Raw genomic sequence first — 26,858 nt, 5'->3', positions numbered from 1 at the left:
AAAATCTACGATTACAGTATTTTTCCTCACATTTTTATATGTGTTTTTTCCGTTACTTCGCAGGTAACGGAGGAATTTTCCGTGCAAACATAATTGTTTTTCTATAAATGAGCAAATAATAATGCTGTTTTTTTATAATTAATCGAAAAATCTGCATTTAAGCGCACTTTTTTGTTAATGGGATTGTTGTTCGCCCCAATTATTAGTGTATTTGCACGTATGTTCTGCATTATAAAGGGATTGTACTTATACATATTATTAATAAGAGAATGTATAATTTAAATTGAAGATGAAAGAGATTACCTTACAAGAAATGCTGTCAACTATTATTGGAGAGCTTCGAGAAAATGGAAGATGGGGAACAGCCCATATTTACCAATCCACATTGAATGTGTTTTCCGCATTCAATAACTATCGGGATTTGCATCTGCGCAAATTGAATCCAGTGGTTTTGAAACGTTTTGAAATGCACCTGCGTCAACGAGATTGCAGTTGGAACACCGTTTCTACCTATATGAAAGTCATTCGCTCGGCTTACAATCGAGCTGTAGATTTACGATGTGTCCGTTATACTCCTAGATTATTCGAACATGTATATACAGGAACTAAAGCAGACAAGAAAAGAGCTTTGGAAGCTTCGGATATAGGAACTTTAGTTCGCGGGACAGAAATGGATTTGTCCAAAAGGATTCCTTCCTCAAGCCTTCAAAAAGCCAAAATGCTATTTGTTTTTATGTTTATGATGCGTGGTCTCCCATTTGTCGATTTAGCTTTCTTGCACAAGAAAGACCTGCAAGGGAATGTATTGTCCTATCGTAGAAGAAAGACTGGTCGCACCTTACGGGTACTTCTATCCCCTGAAGCCTTACAGCTGGTACACATGGTATCCAATAAGGACGAGAACTCACCTTATTTATTCCCAATATTACGTAGCAAGGATGGTACAGAAGCGGCTTATAAAGAGTATCAATCAGCTTTGAGGCGTTTTAACTATCAGCTGTCAGCTTTAAAAACACATTTGAATATGAGTTCACATCTTAGTTCGTATTCGGCAAGACACACGTGGGCCACAATGGCATATTATTGTGAGATTCACCCTGGCATTATTTCCGAAGCGATGGGACATTCATCGATAAATGTTACTGAAACCTATCTCAAACCTTTCAACGACAAGAAGATTGATGAAGCAAATGAGAAGGTAATTTCTTTTGTAAAAAGCAATGGAATCTCGGCATAGATTTTTTTATTTTTATTGATAAAGCGGCCTAGATGTGTCCATATTTATTCCTCCCGCAAGAAGCATCTCTTGAAGGGAAGAGTCCTCTCGCTCATTTCTCAACAACTTCCCCTTAAGCCAAAACTCTACAAAATAACACTTTAAGTCTTTCTTTCCCTATAAATATTTTGATTTCCCTTTATCGTAACTTTACCTCTCGGTCATATTATCAGAATTCCACCTATAAGTCACTTTTCATCTTTCATCACTTAAAATGTTATAAACAATTATAGGGACATTACAACTATATTAAACTTCTTTTCACATAATTGATTCAAGATGGTTCCCGTTACCTGCGAAGTAACGGAAAAAATCATATAATCAACAACTATGTGAAAGGGAATGAAAATGAGAGATTATTCACTTTTTTATTTTTTAAATTTATAAATTTAAAGTTTTCAATTATGAACAAGAAGTTTCTAAGTGTAATCCTGTTTAGTGCCTTAATGGTTGGTACTGCAGGAACTTTCACGTCTTGTAAGGACTATGATGATGACATTGATCAGATCAACAATGAGTTGACTGGTATCAAGGCTTCAATCAGCGACTTGCAGGCAAAAGTGGGCGATGGTAAGTTTGTTACCAACGTTGTGAAAAATGGTGATGGTATTACAATCACTTGGAGTGATAATACTACTAGCACCATTGGAACCATTAAAGGTGATAAAGGGGATAAGGGTGATGCTGCTACAATCACCATCGATCCAGTTACTAAAAATTTCATCATCAACAACGAAGATACCGGTATTTGCTCTGAAGGTAAGAATGGAGTAAATGGCATCAATGCTAAAGCTCCTTCTATCAGTAAGGAAACCGGTAATTGGGTGACTTACGAATGGGATGCTGAAAAGAATGACTATGTCGGCACTGATACTGGCATTTCTGCCATGGGAGCAAGTACTTATGTCGTAGATAAGACCAGCTACTGGGAACTGCACGTTGCAACGAGTGAAAATGGTGAAGGCGAACCTGCTGTCATCAAATTACCCAAAGCCGCATCTATTACAAGCTTGAAAGCGGTTTCTATTGATGACGGTCAGATTAAAGCTGCTAATGTTACAATGAGCTATGGTAAGGCATTGGGTGCTGATGTGAAATTTAATAATGTAACATATAAGAAAGACGCTATTTTGCTTTCACAGACTAGTACATTAAGTGCCATTGTAAATCCTCAGGATGCCGATGCCACTAAATATGCTTATGTTTTGTCCGATTCAAAAGGTAATATGCCTTTCAAGGTGACTAATCCGGTAGCTAACATGACTGAAGATGCATTGACTCGTGCAGCTTCAGTGAACAAGGGTGTATTCGATATGACTGTAGAGTATCTTTCTACAGCAAATTGTGGTAAATCTGCAGGAACTTATGCTTTAACGACTGAAACTGCCGACGGTTTGGTCGCTTCCGCATATGATGTAAAAGTGACAGAAAAGGCTGTTAATACAATTGCTGTAACTAACCTGAAAGCTCTTTCTGTTGACATCAATAAGGAACTTGATTTAATCGGATGTTTCAAAAATGCTAATGTTGCTACTGTTAATGGTGTTGCTGTTGCCGATTTGACTCCTTATATCGTTGATTACTATTTTGAAATTGCCGATAAGACTGCTGCAGCAAATCTTGGTGCAACTATATCAGGAAATACGATTAAGGCTGAAAAGGCTGGTCTTCTTGATATTAAAGTAAATTATCTGTTAGTGAATGGAACTGTCGCAGAAGCTACAACTGCCAAGACTATTGCAGTAACCTTTAAATATGTTGCTCCTTCAACAACTTTAGGTGATGTAGAATGGACAGTAAATAAAACTAATGCTGATTTCTTCTTGCCATTGGGTGATATTCAAGCAGCTTTGGCTGGTTCAACTGACACTGACCTGCCTTCTGTTGTAAAGGTTGGAAGCATTACTTGGGCAGACGGCAAGGCTCTTACTGAAAAGACAATCACAGTAAACGGTGTGAAATATGGTAAGGATGGAACTGCATTCGATGAAAGCTGGATTACAACAATTGATGCAAGCACTCTTTATGTTAAAAACAGTGCAGGTCAATATGTTTCAGCGGCTGGCTCTAAGATTCAGACCCCGTTGTACATCAAGTTCAGTTTCGATTACACTAAAGCATTCCCAGCAGAAGAAAGCTATCAAATTGTATTGGGCTTGAAGAAGAAGGGAGCCACAGTAAACGCCTTTGAAATTCCTGTTAAGGTTACTATCAAGTCTCCGGCTGAGTCAGCTGTAACTCCGTTCAGCAGACTGTCTGCTTACTTCGTTGGTGACAACGCTGTAGCTTACGGTTCAGCAGATGGTACAGATGTTACTTATAACTTGTTCAAGCTGTACAAAGACATGGGTGCTGAAAAGACCAATGTAGCGTTTACTGAAACGCTTCACGAAATTGATGGACACACTTGTACACCATGGATTACAACAACCGGTGTTGCGGGTGATATCAGCGTTAAGGTATACGACAATGCTCAGAATGCAGACAACAGAGACAATGTTTACTCAACTCGTGAAATCCAGGCTGCTTACACTGTATTCGGCAACGTTCACATCGCTAAGATTGTAGATAAATTCAACTTGACAGTTAAGTCTGAAATCAAGGAAGGTGCCTTGGAAGCTACTGCAGCTGCAAATGCTTCTGGCAATGGTGTTAGTCCTATCAAGGTTAGCTTGAAGAACATCACTGCTAAGGATGTTTACGGAGAGGCTTATAACTTGACTCAGATGTATAAGAAATCAGGTGCTAATTATGTAGCGGATACAACTGAGCCTATGGATAGTAGAATCCAAAGCGTGAGAGTTGTTTTGGCTGATGACAATGCCAAAGAATATCTGGCTATTGAAGACCATAGTGGAAGTCAGTTTGCTCCGACTGAGACTGATGCTTACTCTTACTTCTCAGTAGTGAAGAAGAGCGCAGAAACTGCATTGCAGAACGATGTTCCATGTAAGGTTTCTCTCGTTGTACTTGATAAGTGGGGTGCTACCACAACCACTACTGTAACAATTACTTTGAAGAAGTAAGATATATAGTACATAGATAGACTTGAGGGTATTCCGATAAAACGGAATGCCCTCTTTTTTTCTCCAGAAATTTATTTTCCATCACTTTGCTTCCACACTTCCACCCACCTCCTGCATCCCCCTATCCATCGGCATTTGAGCTGCTGTGGAAGCAACAAAAAAAGGTGGAAGCAAATTTTGCTTCCACCTACTCAAAACGCTATAGTTTTACCGTAACCTACTCGTCTCTACCATAATACCCCGTGCAAGGTACATAAATCGGTTGGTTGAGTTTTCCTGCATTCTCGAGTTTGCCTTCGCTGCGAAGCAGGCGAATATGAAGCTGTGCAGTAGAGCGCATCATTCCGCAGAGGCTCTGAAAATCACTGCGTGTAAGGAACTGATGCGTAGAGAAGTAGCTCGTCAGCCGCCTGTCAATCTCCTTGTCACTCAGCTTTTGGGAATGCTCATTCAGCCCCAGCGGTTTAGCTTTGATAGCGCCTATCTCATTCTTCAGCACCTGGTCGGCACGAAACTTGATGCCCTTCAGCTTAATCTTGGTGGTTTTACGTTTGGTCGCGGCAGTCACCGGCTCCGTGCTCGTCAGTACGGGATAAAAATAGCCGATACCGTCCAGATGTACCTGCCGCCCCTCGGCGAGGTCTTCCCCCATGACGTGCGACAAGGCATCCAGTACCGCCGAGACATCAGTCTCCGTCAACGAGCTGCGTTCCTGAATTCTGCGACGCAGTTCGTCGGTAGTGGTAGAGCCGTTCAAGCGGATGCGCGGATGAAGTATCTTTTCTTCCCGCTGTTTGTCTTTAGGTTCTGGGAGCTCATACCAATCGAATAAAATTGCCATAGTTCAATGTCTTTTAAGTTGTTGTACAATACGTTCGCGCCCTATGCGGAATAGGTGCGGGTTACGTACTTCATCCGTAAAAGCTTTGGGAAGAGAAACGCCTAACGGCCATGAACAGCTCTGCTTACAGTCGTCAAGCGATTGCTTCATGACCGTAAGCAGAGCTGTTCATGGTCGTTAGGCGTCATCTATTCCCTATACAAAAGTAGACAAACAAAGGGAGAAAAGCAAAGGAATGCCTATGTTTTAAAAAAGAAATCCAAAGGTTTCCGACACCACGCTGTATAGTTTGTGGAAGCAGGCATTTATTTAATAATTATTCTGCTGAATACTTGTTTTCCGCCTTCTGATGTCGTATCTTTACGAGAATTATATTTACCCAAACAAGCTGACAAACAGAATGAAAATTACCTTGATTAGAGCAGAAAAAGAGAGCGGAAAGGAAGCCCTCAGCACCCTGGAAGCGGACGCACTGATTAAAAAACTGAAAACCGAAACCAAAGCCGGACATGTATCGACCCTCCGGGCCATCCTTCCTCAACTGGAGGGTACTTGCGCCCAATACGAACATATAGACAAACTGCCACGCATCTACCCTGCCGTGGAATATAGCCGTACACAAGAGGGAGAACGGCGGATGAAGAACTATAACGGACTCGTACAACTGGAAGTAAACCGTCTGTCGGGCATTGCCGAAGCGGAATATGTAAAGCAACAAGCCGCCCTGCTGCCACAGACCTTTGCCGCTTTCTGCGGTTCCAGCGGACGGAGTGCCAAGATATGGGTATTGTTTGCCCTGCCCGACGGCACAACGCCGAAGCGGGAGAGCGATGCCACCTTGTTTCATGCCCACGCCTACCGTATGGCGGTGAAGTGCTACCAGCCCTTACTGCCGTTTGCCATTACATTGAAAGAACCTTCCCTTACCCAGAGTTGCCGCATGACTCTGGACGGATATCCATACTACAATCCTGCCGCTGTACCTTTCTGCCTGGAACAGCCCCTCGGCATGCCCGAGGAAGAGAACTTCCGGCAACGAAAACTCGCAGAAAAGAATCCGCTGTTGCGGCTGCATCCGGACAGTAAAGCCTCGGACACCTTCGCCATACTCTTCGAATCAGCCCTTGACCGTGCATTCCGCGAATTGGACGGCTGGAAACGGGAGGGGGATTTACGGATACTGCTGGTGCCTCTGGCCGAACATTGTTTCAAGGCAGGCATCCCCGAAGAGGAAGTAGTCCGCCAGACATTGATGCACTATTACCGGGAAGCGGATGAATTCATTGTTCGTCAAACGATTCATAACCTATATCAAGAGCTTAAAGGCTTCGGGAAAAAGAGCAGTCTGACGCAAGAGCAGGAGAGCGTTTTCCGGCTGGAAGAGTTTATGGGCCGCCGGTATGAGTTCCGCTACAACACCGTTCTGGATGATTTGGAATACCGTCAGCGCGACTCCGTCCATTTCTATTTCAAGCCTGCTGACCAGCGTGCCCGCAGTACGGTCTCCATGAATGCCCTGAAGGAGGGTATCCGCGTATGGGACCGCGACATCAACCGTTTCCTTACTTCAGACTACGTGCCACTCTATAATCCCGTCGAAGAGTACCTTTACGACACCGGCCGCTGGGACGGGAAAGACCGCATCCGGGCGTTGGCCGACCTCGTTCCGTGCCACAATCCTCATTGGCAGGAGCTGTTCTACCGCTGGTTCCTGGGCATGGTGGCACACTGGCGTGGAATGGACCGGCAACACGGAAACAATACTTCTCCTCTGCTTGTCGGTTCTCAAGGGTTCCGGAAATCCACCTTTTGCCGCATTTTGCTGCCACCGGAGCTGCGTTTCGGCTATACGGACAGCATCGACTTCAAGAGCAGGCAGGAAGCGGAGCGCAGCCTGGGACGCTTTCTGCTCGTCAACATCGACGAGTTCGACCAAATCAGCATCAACCAGCAGGGTTTCTTGAAGCATCTGCTGCAGAAACCGGTTGCCAACCTGCGCAAACCCTACGGCAGCACCATCCGTGAGATGCGGCGGTATGCCTCCTTCATCGGTACCAGCAATCAGAAGGACTTGCTGTCCGATCCCAGTGGCAGCCGCCGTTTCATCTGCATTGAGGTCACCGGTCCCATCGATACGAATGTCACCATCAACTACCGCCAGCTCTATGCGCAGGCTCTGAATGCCGTAGCCAAAGGTGAGCGTTACTGGCTGGATGATGCCGATGAAGCCATCTTGAAGCGGACGAACCGGGAATTTGAACAGCTCACCCCACTGGAACAACTCTTCCACAGCCATTTCCGCGCGGCAGAAGAGGATGAAGAGGGGCAATGGGTGATGCCCATGCAGATTCTTTCCGCTTTACAGACAAAGACGCGTGACCGTCTGGCAATCAACAAGGTTGCCGTATTCGGGCGGACGCTCAAGAAGCTTGAAATACCGAACAAGAAGTCAAGGCAGGGGACACTGTATCATGTAATGCCGCTGGATTAAATGCTATGCAGTAACCCCGCACAAGCATCTTCCAGAATGTCTAGCACATACTCAAAACCTTCGGAACCGCCGTAATAGGGGTCCGGTACATGGTCGGCATGGGTAAACTTTGTACAGTATTCCGTCATGCGGTGTATCTTGCTCCATTCGGCGGTTGAAGGGGCACGATCTTTCAGGTCGTCGATGTTGCGGTCGTCCATACCGATAATCAGGTCAAAGTTGTAAAAATCCTCGGTACGTACGGGTCGCGAAAGATGCGTCAGATTGTATCCACGGCGGGCAGCATGGGCACGCATCCGGCTGTCCGGCAGTTCGCCCTGGTGATAGGACAGAATGCCTGCAGAATCGATTAAAAACTCATCCGCACGTCCGGCTTCTTCTATCAGATGTTTCATGACTCCCTCTGCCGAGGAGGAACGGCAAATGTTGCCGAGGCAAACGAAAAGTATCTTCTTCATATTTCTTTAGTTACGAGTTATTTACATCGGGTCTACATCATAATACACTATCAGCGACTTGAAGCGGTCTTCCGCCACCATCTCCTTTTGCACCTGGACGAGCAGCTCGCGGGCACGTGCCATTGGGGCATTGGTTTCTATCTTCAAGATAATCTTTCGGATGAACAGGGTCTGTACGCGTGCTACGGGCGGCTTGTCCGGTCCCAGCACACGGTTGCCAAAGACGGTGCGGAGCTTGGCGGCCATAGTCTGTGCCATGAGGTCGAGCAGGGTCTCGTTCCGGTTCTTCAGGTAGACATACACCAGGCGGTAGTAGGGCGGGTAGTGGAACATCTGGCGTTCGGCAAGCTGCCCGCCTACCATGGCTTCGTAGTCGTTGGCAATGACTTGCGGGATGATGGGATGGTCGATGCTTTTGGTTTGTAGCACCACCCTGCCGCGCTTGTTCTTCCGTCCGGCGCGTCCGGCAACCTGCGCCATCAGCTGGAAGGCGCGCTCGTAGGCGCGGAAGTCGGGATAGTTCAGCATGGTGTCGGCATTGAGTATGCCCACAATGCTGACGTGGTCGAAGTCCAGACCCTTGGACACCATTTGCGTGCCTATCAGGATGTCCGTCTTGCCTTGCTGGAAATCGGAGATGATGCGCTCGTAGGCGGTACGGGTGCGGGTGGTGTCCAAGTCCATACGGGCTACGCGGGCGTCGGGGAAGAGGGCTTTGATGTCATCTTCTATTTTTTCCGTGCCGAAGCCGCGGTTGCGCAGGTCAGTGCCCTCGCAGGCGGGGCAGATGCGGGGCAGTTGGTAGGTGTAGCCACAGTAGTGGCAGGTCAGTTGGTTCAGCCCCTTGTGGTAGGTGAGGCTGACGTCGCAGTTCTTGCACTTGGGTACCCAGCCGCAGGTGTTGCATTCTATCATGGGGGCGAAGCCGCGGCGGTTCTGGAAGAGGATGACTTGTTCTTTCTGTTCCAGCGCTTCGCGGATGTATTGCAGGAGCAGTGGAGAGAACGGACCGTTCATCATCTTCTTGCGGTGCAGCTCCTTGATGTCTACGGGGATAATCTCCGGCAGTTGTATCTCTTTATAGCGTTCTTTCAGTTCCACGAGGCCATACTTACCGGATGTGGCATTGTGCCAAGTCTCTACAGAAGGGGTTGCCGTACCCAACAGAGTTTTGGCGCCGTACATGGAGGCGAGTACAATGGCTGCATTGCGAGCATGATAGCGAGGGGCAGGGTCTTGCTGCTTGTAGGTGTTTTCGTGCTCCTCGTCCACAATCACAAGACCGAGGTTGCGGAAAGGAAGAAAGACGGAGGAGCGGACACCGAGGATAATGTCATAGTCTGCTTCCGACAGCTGCTTCTGCCAGATTTCTACCCGTTCCGCATCGGGGAATTTGGAGTGGTAGATGCCCAGACGGGAACCGAAAACACGTTGCAGGCGCTCTGTGATTTGCGCAGTGAGGGCTATTTCGGGCAGGAGATAGAGCACTTGCTTTCCTTCCCGGATGGTTTCTTCTATCAGATGAATATAGACTTCTGTCTTGCCGCTTGCCGTGATGCCGTGCAGCAGGCAGACGTTCTTGCTTTGGAAATTCTCCAAGATGGCGTGATAGGCGCGTTGCTGGTGTTCGTTCAGCGGATTGACGGGGACGACTTCTTTGAGAAGCGCTTTATCTATGCGGCCTATTTCCTGCTGATAAACTTCGAATACACCACGGTCTATAAGACCGTTGAATACGGCAGGGGTGGTGGAGGTGCGTTGCAGCAGTTCGGCTTTGGAGACTTCTTTTATATCTCGTCCGCTGAGGTAGCCGGAGAGTTCCAGGTACTTCATCAGCAGGTCCAATTGCTTGGGGGCACGGCGCTGCAATTCGTCGAAGAAGATATGCAGGCGGTGTTCGTTGCGCGCAACGGCGGTGAGGCGTACGCGGGTTTCGGTCTTGGGCTTATAGGTACGGCGCAGTTCTTCCTTTACGAAGATGGCCTCTTTGTCGAGCAGTGACTTGATGACAGAAAGTATGTTCTTGATGCCGGTCTCCTTCTCCAGTTTGGTCACGCATTGCTCCGGGTCGGTAGAGAGCGCGTCCAGTATCTTCTGTTCCTTCTCCGGCAGGCGGACATCGGATTCGAAATCGGGGTTGTACTCTACGATTGTTTCGCTTTCCAGCTTCAAGCCAGAGGGTAAGGCGGCTTTGTAGACGTCTCCTTGCGTGCAGAGATAGTAATCGGAGAGCCATTCCCAGAACTTGAACTGCCGCGGAAGCAGTATCGGGCAGGCATCCAGCAAAGCAGACACTTCCTTTACTTCGTATCCGGTGGGGGCACAATAGTGCACGTTACGCACGATGGCCGTATAGTATTTCTTCCGCCCGAATGGTACTACCACCCGGCAACCGGTTTGCACTTCATCCGCCCACTCGTCGGGCAGGGAGTAGGTGAAGCAGCTGTGCAAGGGCAAAGGCAATATGACGTCGGCGAACTTTTTCATCGTGGGGACAAAGATAGTGGAAAGTGGAGGGAGAATGAAATGAACGGGGCATTTTTTATGCTGAGGAGAGGAGGAGGCTGTTGTGGATTTGGATGAAGATAAGGGAGAGGTATTGCAGATTTTATGGGTAGGATGGGTGTAGAAGTATGGGGAAACTGGCGTCAGTGTTTTATAAAATTTGTTCGATGTATTAAAATAAAAATGAGTGAGTTGCAGTAAAACCATGGCGTTTTGAGTAGGTGGAAGCAAAATTTGCTTCCACCTTTGGAGGGTGCTTCCACAGAGGGGCAAATGCCGATGGATAGAGAGATGCAGGAAGTGGGTGGAAGTGTGGAAGCAAAGTAATAGGAAAGAATATTCTGGAGAAGATTTGAAATAAAAAAGTAGGGAAAGAAATAACTTCTTTCCCTACTTGAGGATTATCCGTACTAAGGAGAGAGTTTAGAATGCTCTTTGTCTCTCCTTAGGTTAGCTTTGGATATTAGATAGCTTTTACTGTTACAAGAACATTAGCTTCGGTCTCTCCTGTTTTACCACTATCATAAGTAAATTTAATTTTAGCCTTGAATGCAGTATCTTTAGCAATTTGTATATCCTTAGGAGTAATTATAATAGATTCGCCATCTGTTGTTCCTGCTGATACATAGTTGTTTGCTGCAGTCTCAAGATCCACTGCTGTAACCACAATGTCCTTCATCGGGTTACCTGCAGCATCCGCAATAGTCAAGTCAGTACCAACCTTGAGAGTAACTGCGCTACCACCACGAACAACGCTAACAGCCTTCTTCAATGAGAATGTGTAAGTTGCTTCTGTTGCAGCCTTCTTGAAGATTACATTGAATGCAGGAACTGCAAACTTATGGTTGGCATATTTTACATAAACACCAGTTACAGAGTAGGCTGTACCATACTTATCGATATTACTCAATGTTACCTTACCATTTGCTACCTTGTAATCTTCTGTTGTTACACCTGCAGGTTTTGCTGCCTCGTTAGTGGCTATGCTTACACCGTTTTCAAAGCCTTTGGCACTTACTTTAATCAAATCACTCAAAGTTGCCTCTGTTCCAAATACAGTAAATGCGTTAGTTGCTGCATCGTAAGCAATGGCATCGAATGCATATTGTTTAGCAATTTCAGCAGCGGCAGGTTGCTCTACGGTGAACGGTACATTTACATAATCAACGGCACCAGTTGCAGTGTTCTGTACTAGAACTTGCAATGTATATGTAACATCGTAGTTCAGCAAATCAATGCCATTTCCATCGAATGCTTTAGTATAATCCAAAGAAATTTTCAAATTCTTGAACTTAGCTAAACCTTCTTCAGTATTAAGTGTTGCGCCTTCTTCATTTGCTTCAACAGCAGCAACAAAGCCAAACAGTTGACCTTCGTGAGTGCTATAATCCTCTGGATCTGTATATACATAGTTCACTACATATTGCTGTTGAGGATAATACTTAGGAACAAAGATTTCATGTTCAGAGTTCCAAACAATACGGTCATCTCCCTGAATATCCTTGAAGTATTCATCGAAGTTTGCAATAAGAGATGGGGATTCAGCGCTCTTAACAAATGCAATTGTATGTTCAGACGCTGTCAAGTCAATGGTCTCAGGCTCTACATATTCACCTTGGAATGTAACAGTAATTTCTTGTTTGTATACTTTTCCAATAACATCTACGTAATGAGCTATCAATACAATACTTTGACCTTGTGCATTTTCAGCACTCTTTACAGTCATTCCATCAACAGAAATACCATATTTAATGGCTTTGGCGTTATTTGTCTGGTCATCCTTGATGGTTAAATAAGAGTCATAAATCTTGGCAGCAACATCATCTTTAGGAGTCACTAAAAGATCCTCGGCAGCAACTGTAGTATACTTAGACATCCATTCTTCTTGTTGTGTAATGGGATTCCACTGCCATACCTGATAAGCTACATTTCCAACCGGTTGATTACTTTTTACCATTTGCAGTGTAGAAGTATAAGTAGAACGTACACTTTCATTTGCTACCAGCGAAATCTGTTTCTTCCCTTGATAGAAGTTAACTAACTCTTCGTTTTCCTTAATTGGATTTACGGTAACTGGAATCTCATAAACACCTGTTATTGAAGATTGTCTTGTAATGGTTGTCGGAGTAGCTTTACCTACAGTAACAGGAACTTCTTCTCCCTTGCCATTAACAAATTTCAAATCTAAAGTAGCCAAATCATAGTTGGCAGGAGTTACCTGAACAAGGATGGACTGTGTATTAGTTGCTACCATGTATTCACCAACAGCAGGCAGTTCTCTCTCACCATCCCATTCTGTACTAACTTTTCTCAAAGCATAATTTACCACGATATTAGCAGCACCTTGAGAGAAGTTTGCATCCAACACTGTCAATTGAGCCAAACCTTCATTCATCGGCAAACGGATCTCCTTCTTAGTCTGTCCATCTTGGCTATAAACTACCAAAATCGTGTAGTTGTTGTCATTCGGATCAGTGTAATAGTAAGGAATATTTCCAGAAGTTGTTGCACCCTTGAATTCTACAAATTCAGTGCCGTTCCACAAGAACCACTTACCGTTCTCAAACTTCACTTCTTGCTGGCCAGCCTCGCCTTTTTCTCCATCTTGACCAACAGCCTTAACGTCTGTTTTTTCGCCATTGCATACCCAGTAACCATCTTCAGAGATAGTCCATTCTGTTCCGGCAGCACCCGGAGTACCAGCAGCACCGTCCTTACCATTAGTAACGTCGTAAGTAGTACCGTCAGACAACGTGATTGTCAAACCGTTGGCAGTCTGAGCCACACTTGTGATCCACTTGCCATCTTTAATTTTGCCTTCCAAGGCTTCGATTTGAGATTTGATGCCAGACAACTCGTTGTTGATCTGTTCAATGTCATCATCGTAGTCCTTACAAGACGTAAACGTTCCTGCAGTACCTACCATTAAAGTACTGAACAGGATTACACTTAGAAACTTCTTGTTCATAATTGAAAACTTTAAATTTATAAATTTAAAAAATAAAAAAGTGAATAATCTCTCATTTTATATTCCTTTCCCATATCTGTTTTGTTATATGATTTTCCGTTACTTCGCAGGTAATGAAATCTTGTTAATTTCGTTAATAATCAGTGGATAAGTAGGAAACAGGCCGGTTTTGTACAGAATAGTAAAAAACAGCCCGTCAGGATATTGGAAAGCGGACAGTGACTCGTGAAAGATGACAGGGTGAAAGTGGCGAAATGAAGGTTTCAAGGAATAAAAATGCATGTTTTTCGGTTCAAAAGATTGTATGACAGCGTATTGGCATCACCGCTGTGAACTCCGTAAAGGCAACACCGCCCCGCCCCTCAAAACTCCCTTTGAAGATTCCGGAAAATGTGTGACAAACCTATTCTATCCCACCCGAAGAAGTAACGTCTTTTATATCGTGCACCCTCCGCTCCTTACAAAAGAAATTACCCTTTGGTTGGCCTCGTCAATCTTCCTGTTGCTGAAAGGCTTCAGGTAGGTTTCCGTCACCGTGATTGATGAGTGGCCCATGGCCTCCGATATGATTCCGGGGTGTATCTCGCAATGGTAAGCCATTGTGGCCCAGGTATGTCGTGCCGCATAGGTGCTGAGTGCCGACTGCATCCCCAGGCATTGCCTGAGTATACTCAGCCGCCGGTTGAATGCCCTGAGTGCCGACTGGTATTCCCGGTATGCCGCTTCCGTGCCCTCCTCGCTTTGCAAAATGGGAAACAGATAGGGCGAGTCGGGGTTCCTGTTCGCCACCATCCTTACCATCTGCATGGCCTCTGGTGTGAGCGACACGGTCAGCGCCCGCCCCGTCTTCCTGCGCCTGTAGGACAGGGTGTTCCCCTGCAAATCCCTCTTATGCAGATAGGCCAGGTCCACAAAAGGAATCCCCCTGAGCATGAACATCAGTACAAAGAAGATTCTTGTTTTCTGTTGCGTATTGGGCCGTGAACTCCCTTGCAGGCTCTTTTCCGTCTCCCTCACCAGGCTGCTGATATCCGCTGTTTCCAGCGCCTTCTTCCTGTCTGCCCGCGTCCCGGTGTACACATGCTCGAACAGCCTGGGCACGTACCTTGTATACTTCCTGTCCACCGCCCGGTGATAGACCGAGCGTATCGTCTTGACGTAGGTCGACACGGTGTTCCAGCTGCAATTCCTCTGCCTGAGGAAGTTCTCGAACCTTTTCAATACTGTCGGACTTAGCCTGCGCATCGGCATGGGTTGCCCCTTGTTGAATGCCGAGAATGCATTCACCGCCGACTGGTAGATGTGCGCCGTCCCCCACCTGCCGCTTTCCCGGAGTTCACCGATGGACTGGGAGAACATCTCCTGTAAGGTAATTTCATTTCTGTTCATTTCCATTTTTATTTATAAAGTGGTTACCTTACAAGTATATACAATAAAATGAAGAAAAACAGAAACTTATAATGTATTTCTTCATTTTGACCAGTCTTTCAGAATGAACTCAAATATATTTCTTATATTTGCGAAAAAAGTCGCATCGAAAAAAATCGCAATATGAATAATCCATTTAAATTCGGTACCATTGTAGACGGTGAATACTTTACGGATAGAGTAGCGGAACAGGAAAAAGTAAGAGAGATACTTGCAAGTGAGAATCACTTGATACTTATCAGCCCACGGCGTTTCGGCAAGACCAGCCTCGTCCAAAAAGTAACGAAAGGATTGTCACGTCCTGCTTTTCAGTTGAACCTGCAACTGGTAACAGATACTGCCGACTTTGCTGCACGATTATTGCGGATTGTGCTTCAGCAATGCCCTATGGAACGTTTGAAGCATCTCATTACCCACTTTCGTTTTATTCCCACCATTTCAACCAATCCTATGACAGACGGCATAGAAGTTTCATTTCAGCCGTCAATGGACGGGTTCATTCTGTTAGAGGATGTATTCACACTGATTGATAAATTGGGAATGAAGAATCCACACAAGAAACCGATTGTAGTACTGGATGAATTCCAAGAAATACGCACATTGGACAAGAATCTGGATAAGAAATTGCGGTCTATTCTACAGGCTTACAACCATGCCAACTACATTTTTTTAGGTAGCCAGGAATCAATGATGCAGGAAATCTTCGAAAAAAAGAAATCTCCTTTCTATCATTTTGGATATTTGATGAAGCTGGGTAAGATTCCTCAAGATGACTTCTATGAGTTTCTTAAGAATGGCTTTCTTCTCTTGGGTCAAGACATGGATGCTGAAACGATAAGCCGCAGTGTTCTGTCGTTCACTAATTGCCATCCCTATTACACCCAGCAACTGGCTTACCAGACATGGAATAACTGGAAACAAAACGGTTACAGTGATACCTTGGTGGAAACTGCCATTACAGAGTTGACCCATGTACACGATATGGATTATGAACGGTTATGGAGCACTTTCAATAAAACAGATAAAAAAGTTTTGATAGGCTTAACTATGCAGATGGGGACTCCGTCCAGTCTTCCTTTTCTACAGGGGGTCGGTATTGATTCTCCAAGTACCGCTTTCAGCAGTTTGAAGCGACTTGGGCAACAAGGATATGTGATACGTAACGAGGGATATGAACTGGATGATCCTTTCTTCAGAAGGTGGATTGAGGTAAAGAGAGAAGGATAATAAAAAGAGGAAATCCTTTTGGGGTTTCGTATCATTTTATCAACAGAAATATTTCGGTGACACATAACCGTTTGTAACGAATGGATTTTTCAGATGATTATTGAGTTTACACGCAAATATGAGGAAAATATCACGATAATCATAAAACGATTATTATTGGAAATGTGTGGTTGAGTGTCATATGAAGTGGCTATTCTTTTCCCCATCCAACAGAATAGAGGAATAGTAATAGCCATTTTCTGTTTTAATCTTGATATTTAATTTCTTCACCAAGAACTTGACGTTTCATGTTATGCTCATTGCGATAGAGTTTACCATTGCGCAGATAATAATAATTAAAGTAACCGGCAAACTCAATAGTGGCATACTTTAGTGTATCTCCTTGATTATAGACCTTCCATGTACCCTCGTAAGAACTGGAATCATCATATTGAATCAGGGTGGTGGAGTCTGCACGAAGGTCGAATCGTATACCGGTTTCCGTGACGAATTTTCCATGAAATGGATGTGCTGCTTTCGGATTTTTGCAGGAAGACAGGTAAGCAGTCCCAAGGGAGATGATTGAAATATATAGTATTCTTTTCATATCAAAACATATTATAGAATTGAAAAAAGGACGTCCGTCAAGGACGTCCTTTTAATTTAGGGTTATATCAAGAATTTCTTCTTAATCATTTAGTGCTTGGAGTACCTTCAGCCTTCTTGACGAGTACTTTCAGGTTTTCTTTATCCAAAGAGCCCCACTTGTAGTCAACGTTTACAGTTACAAACAAGTTGTAATCGACATTAACCGGGGTTCCGTGGTTGTTGAAGTATGCCAAGTGAGTCGGGTTAGACTCAGCAGGAGTTGCTGTAGATTTTGCTTGATTTTCATTCCAAGTCATCATCTTCAACGAAGCGTTAGTCGGCATCTTGCCATCGGTTGTACCTTCCTTGTGCTCATATGTCTGAGTTTCCTCATTCCAAGTCAAGCTGGTCTTGGTATCCTCAGTCAAGAATCTAACCTTGTCTACGCCATAGTAGTCATACAACGGATGTGCGTAAACGTCATTGCCTGTAGTACCGGAAATTGCAGCTACTTTATAGCCATTCCAGTCGGTGAATGTGAAGTTCTTGCCTACATTCAAGAAGCTACCGTCAATTTCTGCATCAACGAAGTTGTCGCTGATAGTACCGTCAATCTTCAACGGTTCAATGAAGAATACATCAAAGTCAAGAACTTGAATTTTGTTGTAGTCATTGTATTCAACAACCAAACTTACAGGAACTTCCGTATCTATCAACTCTTGAGCAGCTGCAGTACCATGGAACTTGTCTGTTTCGTGCAAACGGATGATACTTGAGCATTGGTCTTGAGTATTACCCAAGGTTTCATCGTAATTCCAAAGCAGGTTCGTTTTGTTTTCATTTGCACTAGCTCCCATCAAGTTGTTGATAGTAGCAGCCAAGTTGTTATCAGTTTGTATGTAATCATAGATACCCTTGTCTGACATACCAATGTTATGATTTACCTCAGTCGTAGTGGCATCCTTCTCAGCATCAGTCAACGCACCACCTACAGTTGTCTTCCACAATTGCTCACCATCATTGCTAACTTTAAATTTAGCCAAGTGCGGATATTTTTCTGCATTTTTCATACGTTCTGCATCGAAGATAAACTTAACTTCTGCACAACTACGGATGTATTTGATGAATTGAGCCAGGTTCTTCGGTTTTTCTTTAGTGCCAGCATAAACGAAACCGTTAACCAAGTCAGCTTCGATGTGGCTATAGTCTTTCAGTGAACAGCCGTTAGCAGTACCCGGATATACATGCGGGGCTTTCTGTGTTCCACCGTCATCTGTTGTGTTGTAAACAATCGGGTTCACATTGAAGACACCTGCACCGGTACCACCCTTCCAGAATGTACCTTGGTATGCAAATTTCTGTTCCGGAACCACAATCTTCTGCTTGAATGTCTGTTTAACATCACCATTCAAACCGGCTTCATCAAGATATCTAACTGTAATTTCGAATTCAGAAGCATAAGTTTTGGTAGCCGCATCGTAAGCCAAAGTACCTACAGTCTTCGGGTTCATCGCCCAAACCAGGTTGTAAGAAGTGTTGTCAAGAGCATCCGACAAGAATCCGAATACAAGGTCAGGTGTTATGTCTTTGTTCTCCACCTTAACTGTCTCAATCGCTTCTTTTCCATCCTTAACTTGAGGAGTGGTTCCTTCATTCCAATATGTTCCTGCATCAGTAGCAATTGTCAATTTAGTGAGGTCTACCACTTTTTTGTCTTTCTTCAGTTCTACGATTTCTATCTTTTTGTAGATAGCATGGAATTGAGTTTTGCTGATACTCTGTCCACCGTCAAACTTAACCATATGGTAAATCTTCTCGTTCATCTCCTTAGAGAACAATTGTTGGAACATATCCTTGCAAGTTACAGTATCGTTCGGGAATGTGATAGCAGCAATCGTTTGGTCCTTTTCACCGGTCCAACGCACCTTGATGTAACGAACCGCAATCATGTTACCCTTATTCTTATCCCACAACTCTGCACGAATGATAGGCTCACGACCGATAGAAGTCTTGGAGAATTCATCATCTTTCAAATCAACATCGTAGACTTCTGATTTCAGGGTATAACCGTCAGCCAAGATGCGACCGAACTCCTGTTCGTCAGTCTTGCGGTCACCTTGCAGATACTTGGCTTTTGCCAAAGCAAAACGGAATTCCAAACCGTAATCCGGATATTCTTCCAATTTCTTGTGAGAGGAATGATCCTTTTCATCGTAACTGTAGCATACGGTAACCAAGGTTCTCAAGTCAAGCGGCTTATCAAATGGCTGCTTAACGTCTACCAGTTCTTCATTACCTGATCTGTACAAGCACAGAGAGTCATGATAGTGAACGTAAAGATCGCCTTGCTTTTCTTCTGCAAAATCTGTGCTGATAGTTGTTCCATCAAACTTAACCTTCGCATTAGCCAGGTAAGGATATACATTGGATTCTTCAATACGACTGTATTCGGAACTTACATATACATCTTTGCCTGCTTCTTTTTCCGCATCTGTAAAATTTTTCTCAGCAATAGGGGTCTTCAAAGAAGCCATCCAGAAAGTTTCAGATTTGCTTGACCCGTGAGCGCTACCGGTTGTACCGATATTCTCATTTACATTTTTCTTGTATTTCACGGTCAGAATGCCTCCGTCTACTTCATAATCCACAACCTGAATAGGTTTATTCAGCGAAAGTTCAGGAGCAGCTTTTGTGATGTTCTGAGATTTGAAACATTCAAACATAGGAAGTTCGATATCCTCCTTCATCACACCGATACTCGGACTCATCTTGAAGCTTACTTCATTCTTTTCTGTAGAAATGCTGAGGTATTCAGCATTAGCCGCTGCCACGTGGTCCAAAACAGGATGTGTCTTGTGCTTTCCATCAGTTGTTGTTTCATGTACATTTGCCTTGAAAACCTGAGGCTTATACTTCAGTGTTAACAACTCGATAGAAGGAATACCATTGATATGTGTAGTCGGAATCAGCGTAAGGCTCGTCAAACGATGTCCGATAATTGCCATAACCTTAGTACTCAATGTTTCGACTTCCTTAGCAAGCTCTTTCAATTCTTTGTCAGAAATGAACTGGCTTTCCAAAGACTTTTTCAGATCAGCGATTTTTGTCTCTACCGCCTCCAAAGAAGCCAGCTTGTCGATTTGGTCTTGCAGTTCTTTCTTCAGAGCTTTCAAGTCGTCATCAGAAACACCACCTTCTGCCGAACCGGCCTTGTCCAAAGCTTCCTGAGCCTTGCCCTTAGCTTCGTTGGCAGCTGTTTTAGCATCGTTGATAGCCGTCTCCAAAGTCGAAACTTTTGCAGTCAGCTCTTCAAGTGAAGCTTTCTTGTCCAGTTGTTCCTGCAAGTTCTTGATGTCGTCATCATAGTCCTTACAAGACGTGAACGTTCCTGTCGCACCTATCATCAAGGCACTGAACAGGGTCACACTTAGAAACTTTTTGTTCATAATTGAAAAACTTTAAATTTATAAATTTAAAAAAATAAAAAGTGAATAATTTCTCATTTTGAATCCCTTTCGCATACTTCTTTTGTTACTAAGTATTCCGTTACTTCGCAGGTAATGAAATCTTGTTAATTTCGTTAATAATCAGGGAATAAGGAGAAAATAGACCGGTTTTGTTTGGAATAGTAAAAATCAGTCCGTTGGGATATTGGAAAGAGGATTGGAAGTCCAGAAAGATGACAGTGGGAAAGGGATGAAATGAGGCTTTTAAAGGATGAAAGTGTATATTTTTCGGTTCAAAGGCTTGAATGACAGTATATTGATAGCACCGATTAGAGCTCCGTAAAGACAACACCATTCCGTTCTTCAAAACTCATTTTGAAGATTCCGGAAAATGTGCGACAAATCTATTCTATCCTATCAAAAGAAGTAACGTCTTTTATACTGTACACGCTCCGCTTCTTACAAAAGAAATTACCCTTTGATTGGCCTCGTCAATCTTTCTGTTGCTAAAAGGCTTCAGATAGGTTTCCGTCACCGTGATGGAGGAGTGCCCCATGGCTTCCGATATGATTCCGGGGTGTATCTCGCAATGGTAGGCCATTGTGGCCCAGGTGTGTCTGGCTGCATAGGTACTGAGTGCCGACTGCATTCCCAGGCACTGCCTGAGTACTGCCAGCCGCTGGTTGAATCCCCTGAGTGCCGACTGGTATTCCCGGTATGCGGCTTCCGTGCCTTCCTCGCTCTGCAGGATGGGAAACAGATAGGGGGAGTCGGGGTTCCTGTTCGCCACCATCCTGACCATCTGCATGGCTTCGGGTGTGAGTGACACGGTCAGCGCCCGTCCCGTCTTCCGCCTTCTGTAAGACAGCACATTCCCCTGCAGGTCCCTTTTGTGCAGGTACGCCAGGTCCACGAAGGGTATGCCCCTGAGCATGAACATGAGTACGAAGAAAATCCTTGTTCTCTGCTGTGTGTTTGGGAGCGTCCCTCTTTGCAGGCTCCTTTCCGTCTCCCTTACCAGGCTGCTGATGTCGGATGCCTCGAGCGCCTTCTTCCTGTCCGCCCGTGTGCCGGTATATACATGCTCGAACAGTCTGGGTACATACCGTATGTACTTTCTGTCCACCGCCCGATGATACACCGAGCGTACCGTCTTGATGTAGGTGGATACGGTGTTCCAACTGCAGTTCCTCTGCCTGAGGTAGTTTTCGAATCTCTTCAGTACGGTCGGGCTCAGCCTGCGCATGGGCATCGGCTGCCATTTGGTGAATGCCGAGAATGCATTCACCGCTGACTGGTAGATGTGTGCCGTCCCCCACCTGCCGCCTTCCCGGAGTTCCCCGATGACTGAGGAGAACATCTCTTGTAAGGTAATTTCATTTCTATTCATTTCCAATTTATTTATAAAAGGTTTATTCTGCAATATAAATAAATTAGATGAATATAAGGGAGACGAATATATTTCTTATATTTGCGAGAAACTTCGCATTGAAAATTGCAATACGAATACACCATACTGACTATACTCATTGGTGGAATTAAATAATTGAACACTATATGTCACTGCCAATAAACATAGAAGACCTGCTGCATCGTAATAAAGTGGAAAGTAATCGGGATTTCTTGAAAGAATTGGACTTGACAGAAGGTCGCTGCACCGGAATTCCTACAATCCAAGATGGGCTGGCTAAAAACGGTTCACCACGTGCTTCTATCGAAACCGATGAGGAACGCAGTTACTTCCTCATGTTCATACCCGTACATGAAGGATGCGGTAATGTAGTCAGAATGAAGGACAATACCGGAACATCACTGAGTAATATGGGGCAGGATGAAACTAATGTTGCCCAAAGATTGCCCAAAGATTGCCCAAAGTACATTGGAAGCAATTATACAAGATCCATATATAACCATTGGACAGTTGAGTGAAGTGCTAAAACTTTCTGAGAGAACAATAAAAAATAGAATAGTGCTGCTTAAACGGGAGGGACTGATAACTCGGATTGGCAGTAGAACATCGGGGTACTGGGAAGTGTTTAACAACGTGTAATAGTCAAGACTTGTTCTGACAGTTGGTTTATTATTGGAGGCACTATAAAAGAAGAGTGGATATAATCTTTTGTAAGACTATATCCACTCTTTTATTTATTATCTTCTAATAACTTGTTTACTTTTAGTTATTAGTGATAGTAGAGCTTACAGGAACTGTAATGAAATCAGTCTTGATGGTACCCCAACCATATTCTACGGTAACTTTAACGTAGATATTGAATGCTGAAACTTTAGTACCATTGTTCTTGTAAGTGATGAAACCATACTGAGAAGTCTTAGCATCATCACCGCTACCCATTGTGGTATTTGTGTTAGCTTTCAACTCTACCGTTACAGGAACAGCCTGACGAACACCGTTCAAGTCACATTCTGCATTATCCACATCGGCAGTAATTGTGAATGGTCCGTAGAAGCCCCAGTAATTAGCATAGTCACTGAAGTAGCGATCACGCCAGTCGTAAGGAGCAATCAAGTCTTCCAAGCGGATGAATGAACCCTTTTCACCAAAGTCAACAGCGTCGATGAAGTTATCAGCAGCTTGTTCAGCAATGTTGACCGGACGGATGAAATTAGCCTGGAAGTGATCTTCATTATCAAATGTAATAGTAACTACCTTAGTCTCATCATCGCATACACGACCAGTAGCACCAATATAAGTGTACATAGCGCCAGTATTCAACAATTGCTTGGCAATAGCACTATTCTTGTTATAGGTTACAGTGTTAGGAGCGGTAGAACCAGCATTGTTAATAACAGCTATCTCTTCTTTTACGCCGCCTACTGTAGCGTATAATGTCGTACCATCTGCATCTGTTGTGAAGACTACATTAATATCACCAATCTTAGTGATATTCTTGATGTCATCAGCGCAGAAGAAGTATTCTATACCAGTCACTGCTTTGTCAAGTTTCAGTACGCCCGGAGTTCCTTCCGTACTATTCTTTGCCCAAGTTGTGAACGGAGAATTCAAATCATTAACAAATGTACAGTGAGTTGGGTCAGCATCTGTCGTGCTACTTGGTACGGCAACATTAAACTTGGTATAAGTTTTGTCTGCATCCCAATAGTTGGAGATGAAGTCGGCTTTTGCTACATTGTAAGACTTCTGGATATCTTCTACCGTAGCTTTCAGTACCAATTCAACATAAGCACCTGTTTGATTTTCACCTGCATAATATCTTACACGGTGAGTCAGCTGCTTGCTGGCATTTTCCCACAAAGCGTCTTTAGAGATAGTCCATTTGATTACGTGAGTAGCTTGAGTTTCTGCATCTGTTGTTTCTTCACAAGTACCCAAATCTGCCGGAGTCTGGTTAGCACCATAGTCGTAGAAATACGGATAAGTTGCGTGGAATTGTTCTTTACTCAGACCGATTTCATTGTATACCTGAACGTTCATATCCTTAACTGTTGACAGTTTTGAAGCTGCAGCATCATCGCAATCATACTTGAAGTTTTCGATAGTCAGTTCATATTGGTTAGTAACAGGAGCGCTTGTCTCATCTGCAATGAATACCTTGATGTAAGCTACCTTTACAAGGTTCTCGCCATCCATCAAACGAACACGTACGATAGGAGTACGGCCAATAGCTGCACGGCCTTCGGTTTCATACACTTTCGGGGTCAAAACGCCATCAGCCAAAGTCACGAAGTCTGCCTGATCGGTTACAGGATTACCTACCTTATAGTTCTTTACCACATCAAAAGCAAAGCTCAGGCCAAGTTTCTCCAAATCAGCAACCTTGATTTTGTCACCACCTTCACATGCCAATTCATGAGCTTCTACGCATTTCGTCAAGTCTAAGCTCTGGTTGTAAACAACAATGGTATCACAGTATGTTTTAGATTCTGCCTCAGTATTTCCTTCTGCCCAAACAACCTTTTGATTGTATGCGTCAGCATCTACAGCAGCAATTTTAGTTCTATAGTGCTCGTCTTTATCAGCGATACCTTTCTTTGCAGCTTCGGCAGCCGGGTCAGCGATAGCCAAGTCACTCAAATCTTTCTTGAATACTGTAGCATAATCAGAAGTAACATCTTCACCATTTTCTTTCTCTACATTCAATGCAAACACAGAAATCTTTTCTTCTGTAGCGGCTATTCCCTTGATATTGACTTTGACCTTCAAAATACCGTCCGTAAAGGAAACGAATTCGGGAGTCATTGCAAAATCATTGGAAGCAGCAGCACGTGAACTGATATAATCCACGTTCGGTTTCACCATGAATGAAAGTTTGTCTTTCAGTTCATTAACGTTGGCATTGGCCGGATTTACATGATATTCGGCATAGACAACCGGATTGATAGTGGTGCTGGTAGCTGCAGCTGTCGTTTTTTCCGATTTAGAATCCTTTTCAGATAAAGTCAGTGCTTTATAAGCATAGGAATCATAAGTCAACCCCTGCACACCATCAACATACACTTGCGGGATGAAAACCAAGCTACGCAAATTGTTGGTCTTTGAAATTGTAACACTGCCTGTCGTTCCATCAGCCTTTGTCACATTGTATAGAATCACATCATTGCCATCCTCTACAGCAGTAATGCCCGTACCTTTCCAAGAGATATTGGTAGATTCCTTTAAGGTACCATCAGCATTGTAGATGTCAAAGTTCCCAGTTGTTTCATTAGGCTTATAGTAGCAACCATCACCACCTTTTTCGCCAACGGCTTTATAAGCCTGTTTTACGTCATCTTTATACCAATAGCCATCCTCTCCGATGCTCCATACTGCAGCATTTGTGCCATTTGAGCCATTGGTAATTTCATAAGAATTACCATTGCTAAGAGTAATAGTGATGCCATTTGCTCCCTTGACTACCCCTGTTATTACGCTACCGTCTGAAATCAGCTTATTAATCTGATCTATAGCCTTAGCGTTTTCATCAATTTGCTTCTGTAAGTTTTCGATGTCATCATCATAATCCTTACAAGAAACAAATGTACCTGCAGTACCAACCATTAAGGCACTGAACAGGATCACACTTAGAAACTTTTTGTTCATAATTGAAAACTTTAAATTTATAAATTTAAAAAAATAAAAAGTGAATAATTTCTCATTTCTGGCATTCCTTTTCCCATAATGCTTTTGTTAAAAAATTCCGTTACTTCGCAGGTAATGAAATCCTGTTAATTCCATTAATAATCAAGGAATAAGGATAAAATAGGTGGGGTTTGTTCAAAATAGTAAAAATCAGCCCGTTAGGATATTGGAAAGAGGATTGGAAGTCCAGAAAGATGACAGTGGGAAAGGGATGAAATGAGGCTTTCAAAGAATGAAAGTATGTATCTTTCAGTTCAAAAGGTTGAATGACAGTCCATTGATAGCACCGATGGGAGCTCCGTAAAGACAACGCCATTCCGTTCCTCAAAACTCATTTTGAAGATTCCGGAAAATGTGCGACAAATCTATTCTATCCTATCAAAAGAAGTAACGTCTTTTATACTGTACACGCTCCGCTTCTTACAAAAGAAATTACCCTCTGGTTGGCCTCGTCAATCTTTCTGCTGCTGAAAGGCTTCAGATAGGTTTCTGTCACCGTGATGGAGGAGTGCCCCATGGCTTCCGAAATGATACCCGGATGAATTTCACAATGATAAGCCATTGTGGCCCAGGTATGTCTTGCCGCATAGGTACTCAGTGCCGACTTCATGCCCAGACACTGCCGCAGTACAGCCAGCCGCTGGTTGAATCCCCTGAGTGCCGACTGGTATTCCCGGTATGCCGCTTCGGTGCCTTCCTCGCTGTGCAGTATGGGAAATAGATAAGGCGAATCCTGATTCCTGCTGGCCATCAGACGTATCATCTGCATGGCTTCGGGGGTAAGCGCCACTGTCAAGGCGCGTCCCGTTTTTCGGCGGCGGTACGATAGTGTATTGCCTTGCAAATCCCTCTTGTGCAGATAGGCCAAATCGACGAACGGAATGCCTCGCAGCATGAACATGAGTACAAAGAATATCCTGGTTTTCTGCAGGTTATTGGGAAATGCCTTTTCCTGCATCCCCATTTCCGTTTCGCGTACCAGATAGCTGATATCCGATGTTTCCAAAGCCTTCTTCCTATCGGCCCGTGTACCCGTATATACATGTTCGAAGAGCCGGGGAGTATAGCGTACGCACTTCATATCCACAGCCCTGTTGTAGGTGGAGCGGATTGTCTTAATGTAAGTAGATACCGTATTCCAGCTGCAGTTCCTGTGTCGCAGGTGGTTTTCGAAGCGTTTGAGTACCGTAGGGCTTAACTTCCGCAGAGGCAGCGCCTGGTAGTTGGTGAATGCGGAGAACGCATTTGAGGAGGCCTGGTAGATGTGTGCCGTTCCCCATCTCCCGCTTTCCCGAAGTTCTTCAACGATTGTCGAGAACATCTCCTGTAAGGTAATTTCATTCTTTCTCATTTCGAAATAATTTATAAAAGATTTATCTTGCAATTATATACAATTGAGAGGAGAAATAAAAAAAAGAATGCTCTCCCATTGAATACTTTTGTTATATCGGACTAAATATTTTATAATAACAGTTGGATATGATAAAGTAAATTATGAGTGTAGCAAATTAGAATAAAATCAACCTATTA

The 26,858-nt window shown here is 44.0% G+C and carries 16 protein-coding genes; 6 read left to right on the top strand and 10 right to left on the bottom strand.

Annotation, left to right across the window (positions count from 1 at the left end; translation table 11 throughout):
- Positions 1-289: 289 nt before the first annotated feature.
- Together DW800_RS00555 and DW800_RS00550 are read left to right on the top strand one after the other, a co-directional pair.
- Positions 290-1,237 carry a tyrosine-type recombinase/integrase gene (locus tag DW800_RS00555; protein ID WP_005824483.1) on the top strand — a complete coding sequence of 316 codons (948 nt, stop codon included), beginning with the start codon at positions 290-292 and terminating at the stop codon, positions 1,235-1,237.
- A 371-nt stretch (positions 1,238-1,608) separates the two neighbouring features.
- Entirely contained in the window at positions 1,609-4,302 is a 2,694-nt protein-coding gene (locus DW800_RS00550) for a hypothetical protein (protein ID WP_227980277.1), read from the top strand.
- A 217-nt stretch (positions 4,303-4,519) separates the two neighbouring features.
- On the opposite strand, the gene DW800_RS00545 is transcribed toward DW800_RS00550, so the two are convergent.
- Entirely contained in the window at positions 4,520-5,143 is a 624-nt protein-coding gene (locus tag DW800_RS00545; protein WP_005825839.1) for an HU family DNA-binding protein, read from the bottom strand.
- Positions 5,144-5,543: 400 nt separating this feature from the next.
- Here DW800_RS00545 and DW800_RS00540 point away from each other — a divergent pair, with 400 nt between their 5' ends.
- Positions 5,544-7,634, top strand: coding sequence for a BT4734/BF3469 family protein (locus tag DW800_RS00540; protein WP_119957732.1), 2,091 nt, complete (start codon positions 5,544-5,546; stop codon positions 7,632-7,634).
- Here the strand turns inward: DW800_RS00540 and DW800_RS00535 are convergent.
- The 4 genes from DW800_RS00535 to DW800_RS00515 all read right to left on the bottom strand — a co-directional run bounded on the left by DW800_RS00535 (position 7,631) and on the right by DW800_RS00515 (position 14,954).
- Positions 7,631-8,092 carry a low molecular weight protein-tyrosine-phosphatase gene (locus DW800_RS00535; protein ID WP_061411691.1) on the bottom strand — a complete coding sequence of 154 codons (462 nt, stop codon included), beginning with the start codon at positions 8,090-8,092 and terminating at the stop codon, positions 7,631-7,633. The genes DW800_RS00540 and DW800_RS00535 overlap by 4 nt on opposite strands.
- A 21-nt stretch (positions 8,093-8,113) precedes the next feature.
- Complete coding sequence (gene priA / locus DW800_RS00530; protein WP_119957675.1) at positions 8,114-10,579, bottom strand: primosomal protein N'; 2,466 nt, start codon at positions 10,577-10,579, stop codon at positions 8,114-8,116.
- 481 nt (positions 10,580-11,060) lie between these two features.
- Positions 11,061-13,565 (bottom strand): PL29 family lyase N-terminal domain-containing protein, encoded by a 2,505-nt coding sequence (locus DW800_RS00525; protein WP_117704064.1) that lies wholly within the window; start codon positions 13,563-13,565, stop codon positions 11,061-11,063.
- 435 nt (positions 13,566-14,000) lie between these two features.
- A complete protein-coding gene (locus DW800_RS00515; RefSeq protein ID WP_044469077.1) occupies positions 14,001-14,954 on the bottom strand; it encodes a tyrosine-type recombinase/integrase in 954 nt (317 codons plus the stop codon).
- Positions 14,955-15,116: 162 nt separating this feature from the next.
- Between DW800_RS00515 and DW800_RS00510 the strand changes: the two genes are divergently transcribed.
- Positions 15,117-16,220, top strand: a complete 1,104-nt coding sequence (locus DW800_RS00510; RefSeq protein WP_044469078.1) for an AAA family ATPase — start codon at positions 15,117-15,119, stop codon at positions 16,218-16,220.
- A gap of 244 nt (positions 16,221-16,464) precedes the next feature.
- Here DW800_RS00510 and DW800_RS00505 read toward each other — a convergent pair whose 3' ends face one another.
- From DW800_RS00505 to DW800_RS00490, 3 genes are all read right to left on the bottom strand, one after another.
- Complete coding sequence (locus tag DW800_RS00505) at positions 16,465-16,806, bottom strand: hypothetical protein (protein WP_117704066.1); 342 nt, start codon at positions 16,804-16,806, stop codon at positions 16,465-16,467.
- 85 nt (positions 16,807-16,891) lie between these two features.
- Entirely contained in the window at positions 16,892-20,233 is a 3,342-nt protein-coding gene (locus tag DW800_RS00500) for a hypothetical protein (protein ID WP_117704067.1), read from the bottom strand.
- Positions 20,234-20,669: 436 nt separating this feature from the next.
- Complete coding sequence (locus tag DW800_RS00490; protein ID WP_117703771.1) at positions 20,670-21,623, bottom strand: tyrosine-type recombinase/integrase; 954 nt, start codon at positions 21,621-21,623, stop codon at positions 20,670-20,672.
- A 167-nt stretch (positions 21,624-21,790) separates the two neighbouring features.
- Here DW800_RS00490 and DW800_RS00485 point away from each other — a divergent pair, with 167 nt between their 5' ends.
- A complete protein-coding gene (locus DW800_RS00485; protein ID WP_005833603.1) occupies positions 21,791-22,162 on the top strand; it encodes a hypothetical protein in 372 nt (123 codons plus the stop codon).
- Positions 22,065-22,283: a winged helix-turn-helix transcriptional regulator gene (locus DW800_RS20095; RefSeq protein ID WP_080597300.1), complete on the top strand. Its 219-nt coding sequence runs from the start codon at positions 22,065-22,067 to the stop codon at positions 22,281-22,283. Before DW800_RS00485 ends, DW800_RS20095 begins: the two co-directional genes overlap by 98 nt.
- 123 nt (positions 22,284-22,406) lie before the next feature.
- On the opposite strand, the gene DW800_RS00475 is transcribed toward DW800_RS20095, so the two are convergent.
- Both DW800_RS00475 and DW800_RS00465 read right to left on the bottom strand, forming a co-directional pair.
- A complete protein-coding gene (locus tag DW800_RS00475) occupies positions 22,407-25,247 on the bottom strand; it encodes a DUF4988 domain-containing protein (protein ID WP_234146059.1) in 2,841 nt (946 codons plus the stop codon).
- 478 nt (positions 25,248-25,725) lie between these two features.
- Positions 25,726-26,679: a tyrosine-type recombinase/integrase gene (locus DW800_RS00465; RefSeq protein WP_117704069.1), complete on the bottom strand. Its 954-nt coding sequence runs from the start codon at positions 26,677-26,679 to the stop codon at positions 25,726-25,728.
- Positions 26,680-26,858: the final 179 nt, after the last annotated feature.

The sequence above is a fragment of the Bacteroides sp. AM32-11AC genome, from assembly GCF_003603515.1.
Lineage (GTDB): Bacteria > Bacteroidota > Bacteroidia > Bacteroidales > Bacteroidaceae > Bacteroides > Bacteroides uniformis.
The sequence above is the reverse complement of the archived record's forward strand: the minus strand, read 5'-3'. Positions and strand labels throughout refer to the sequence as shown.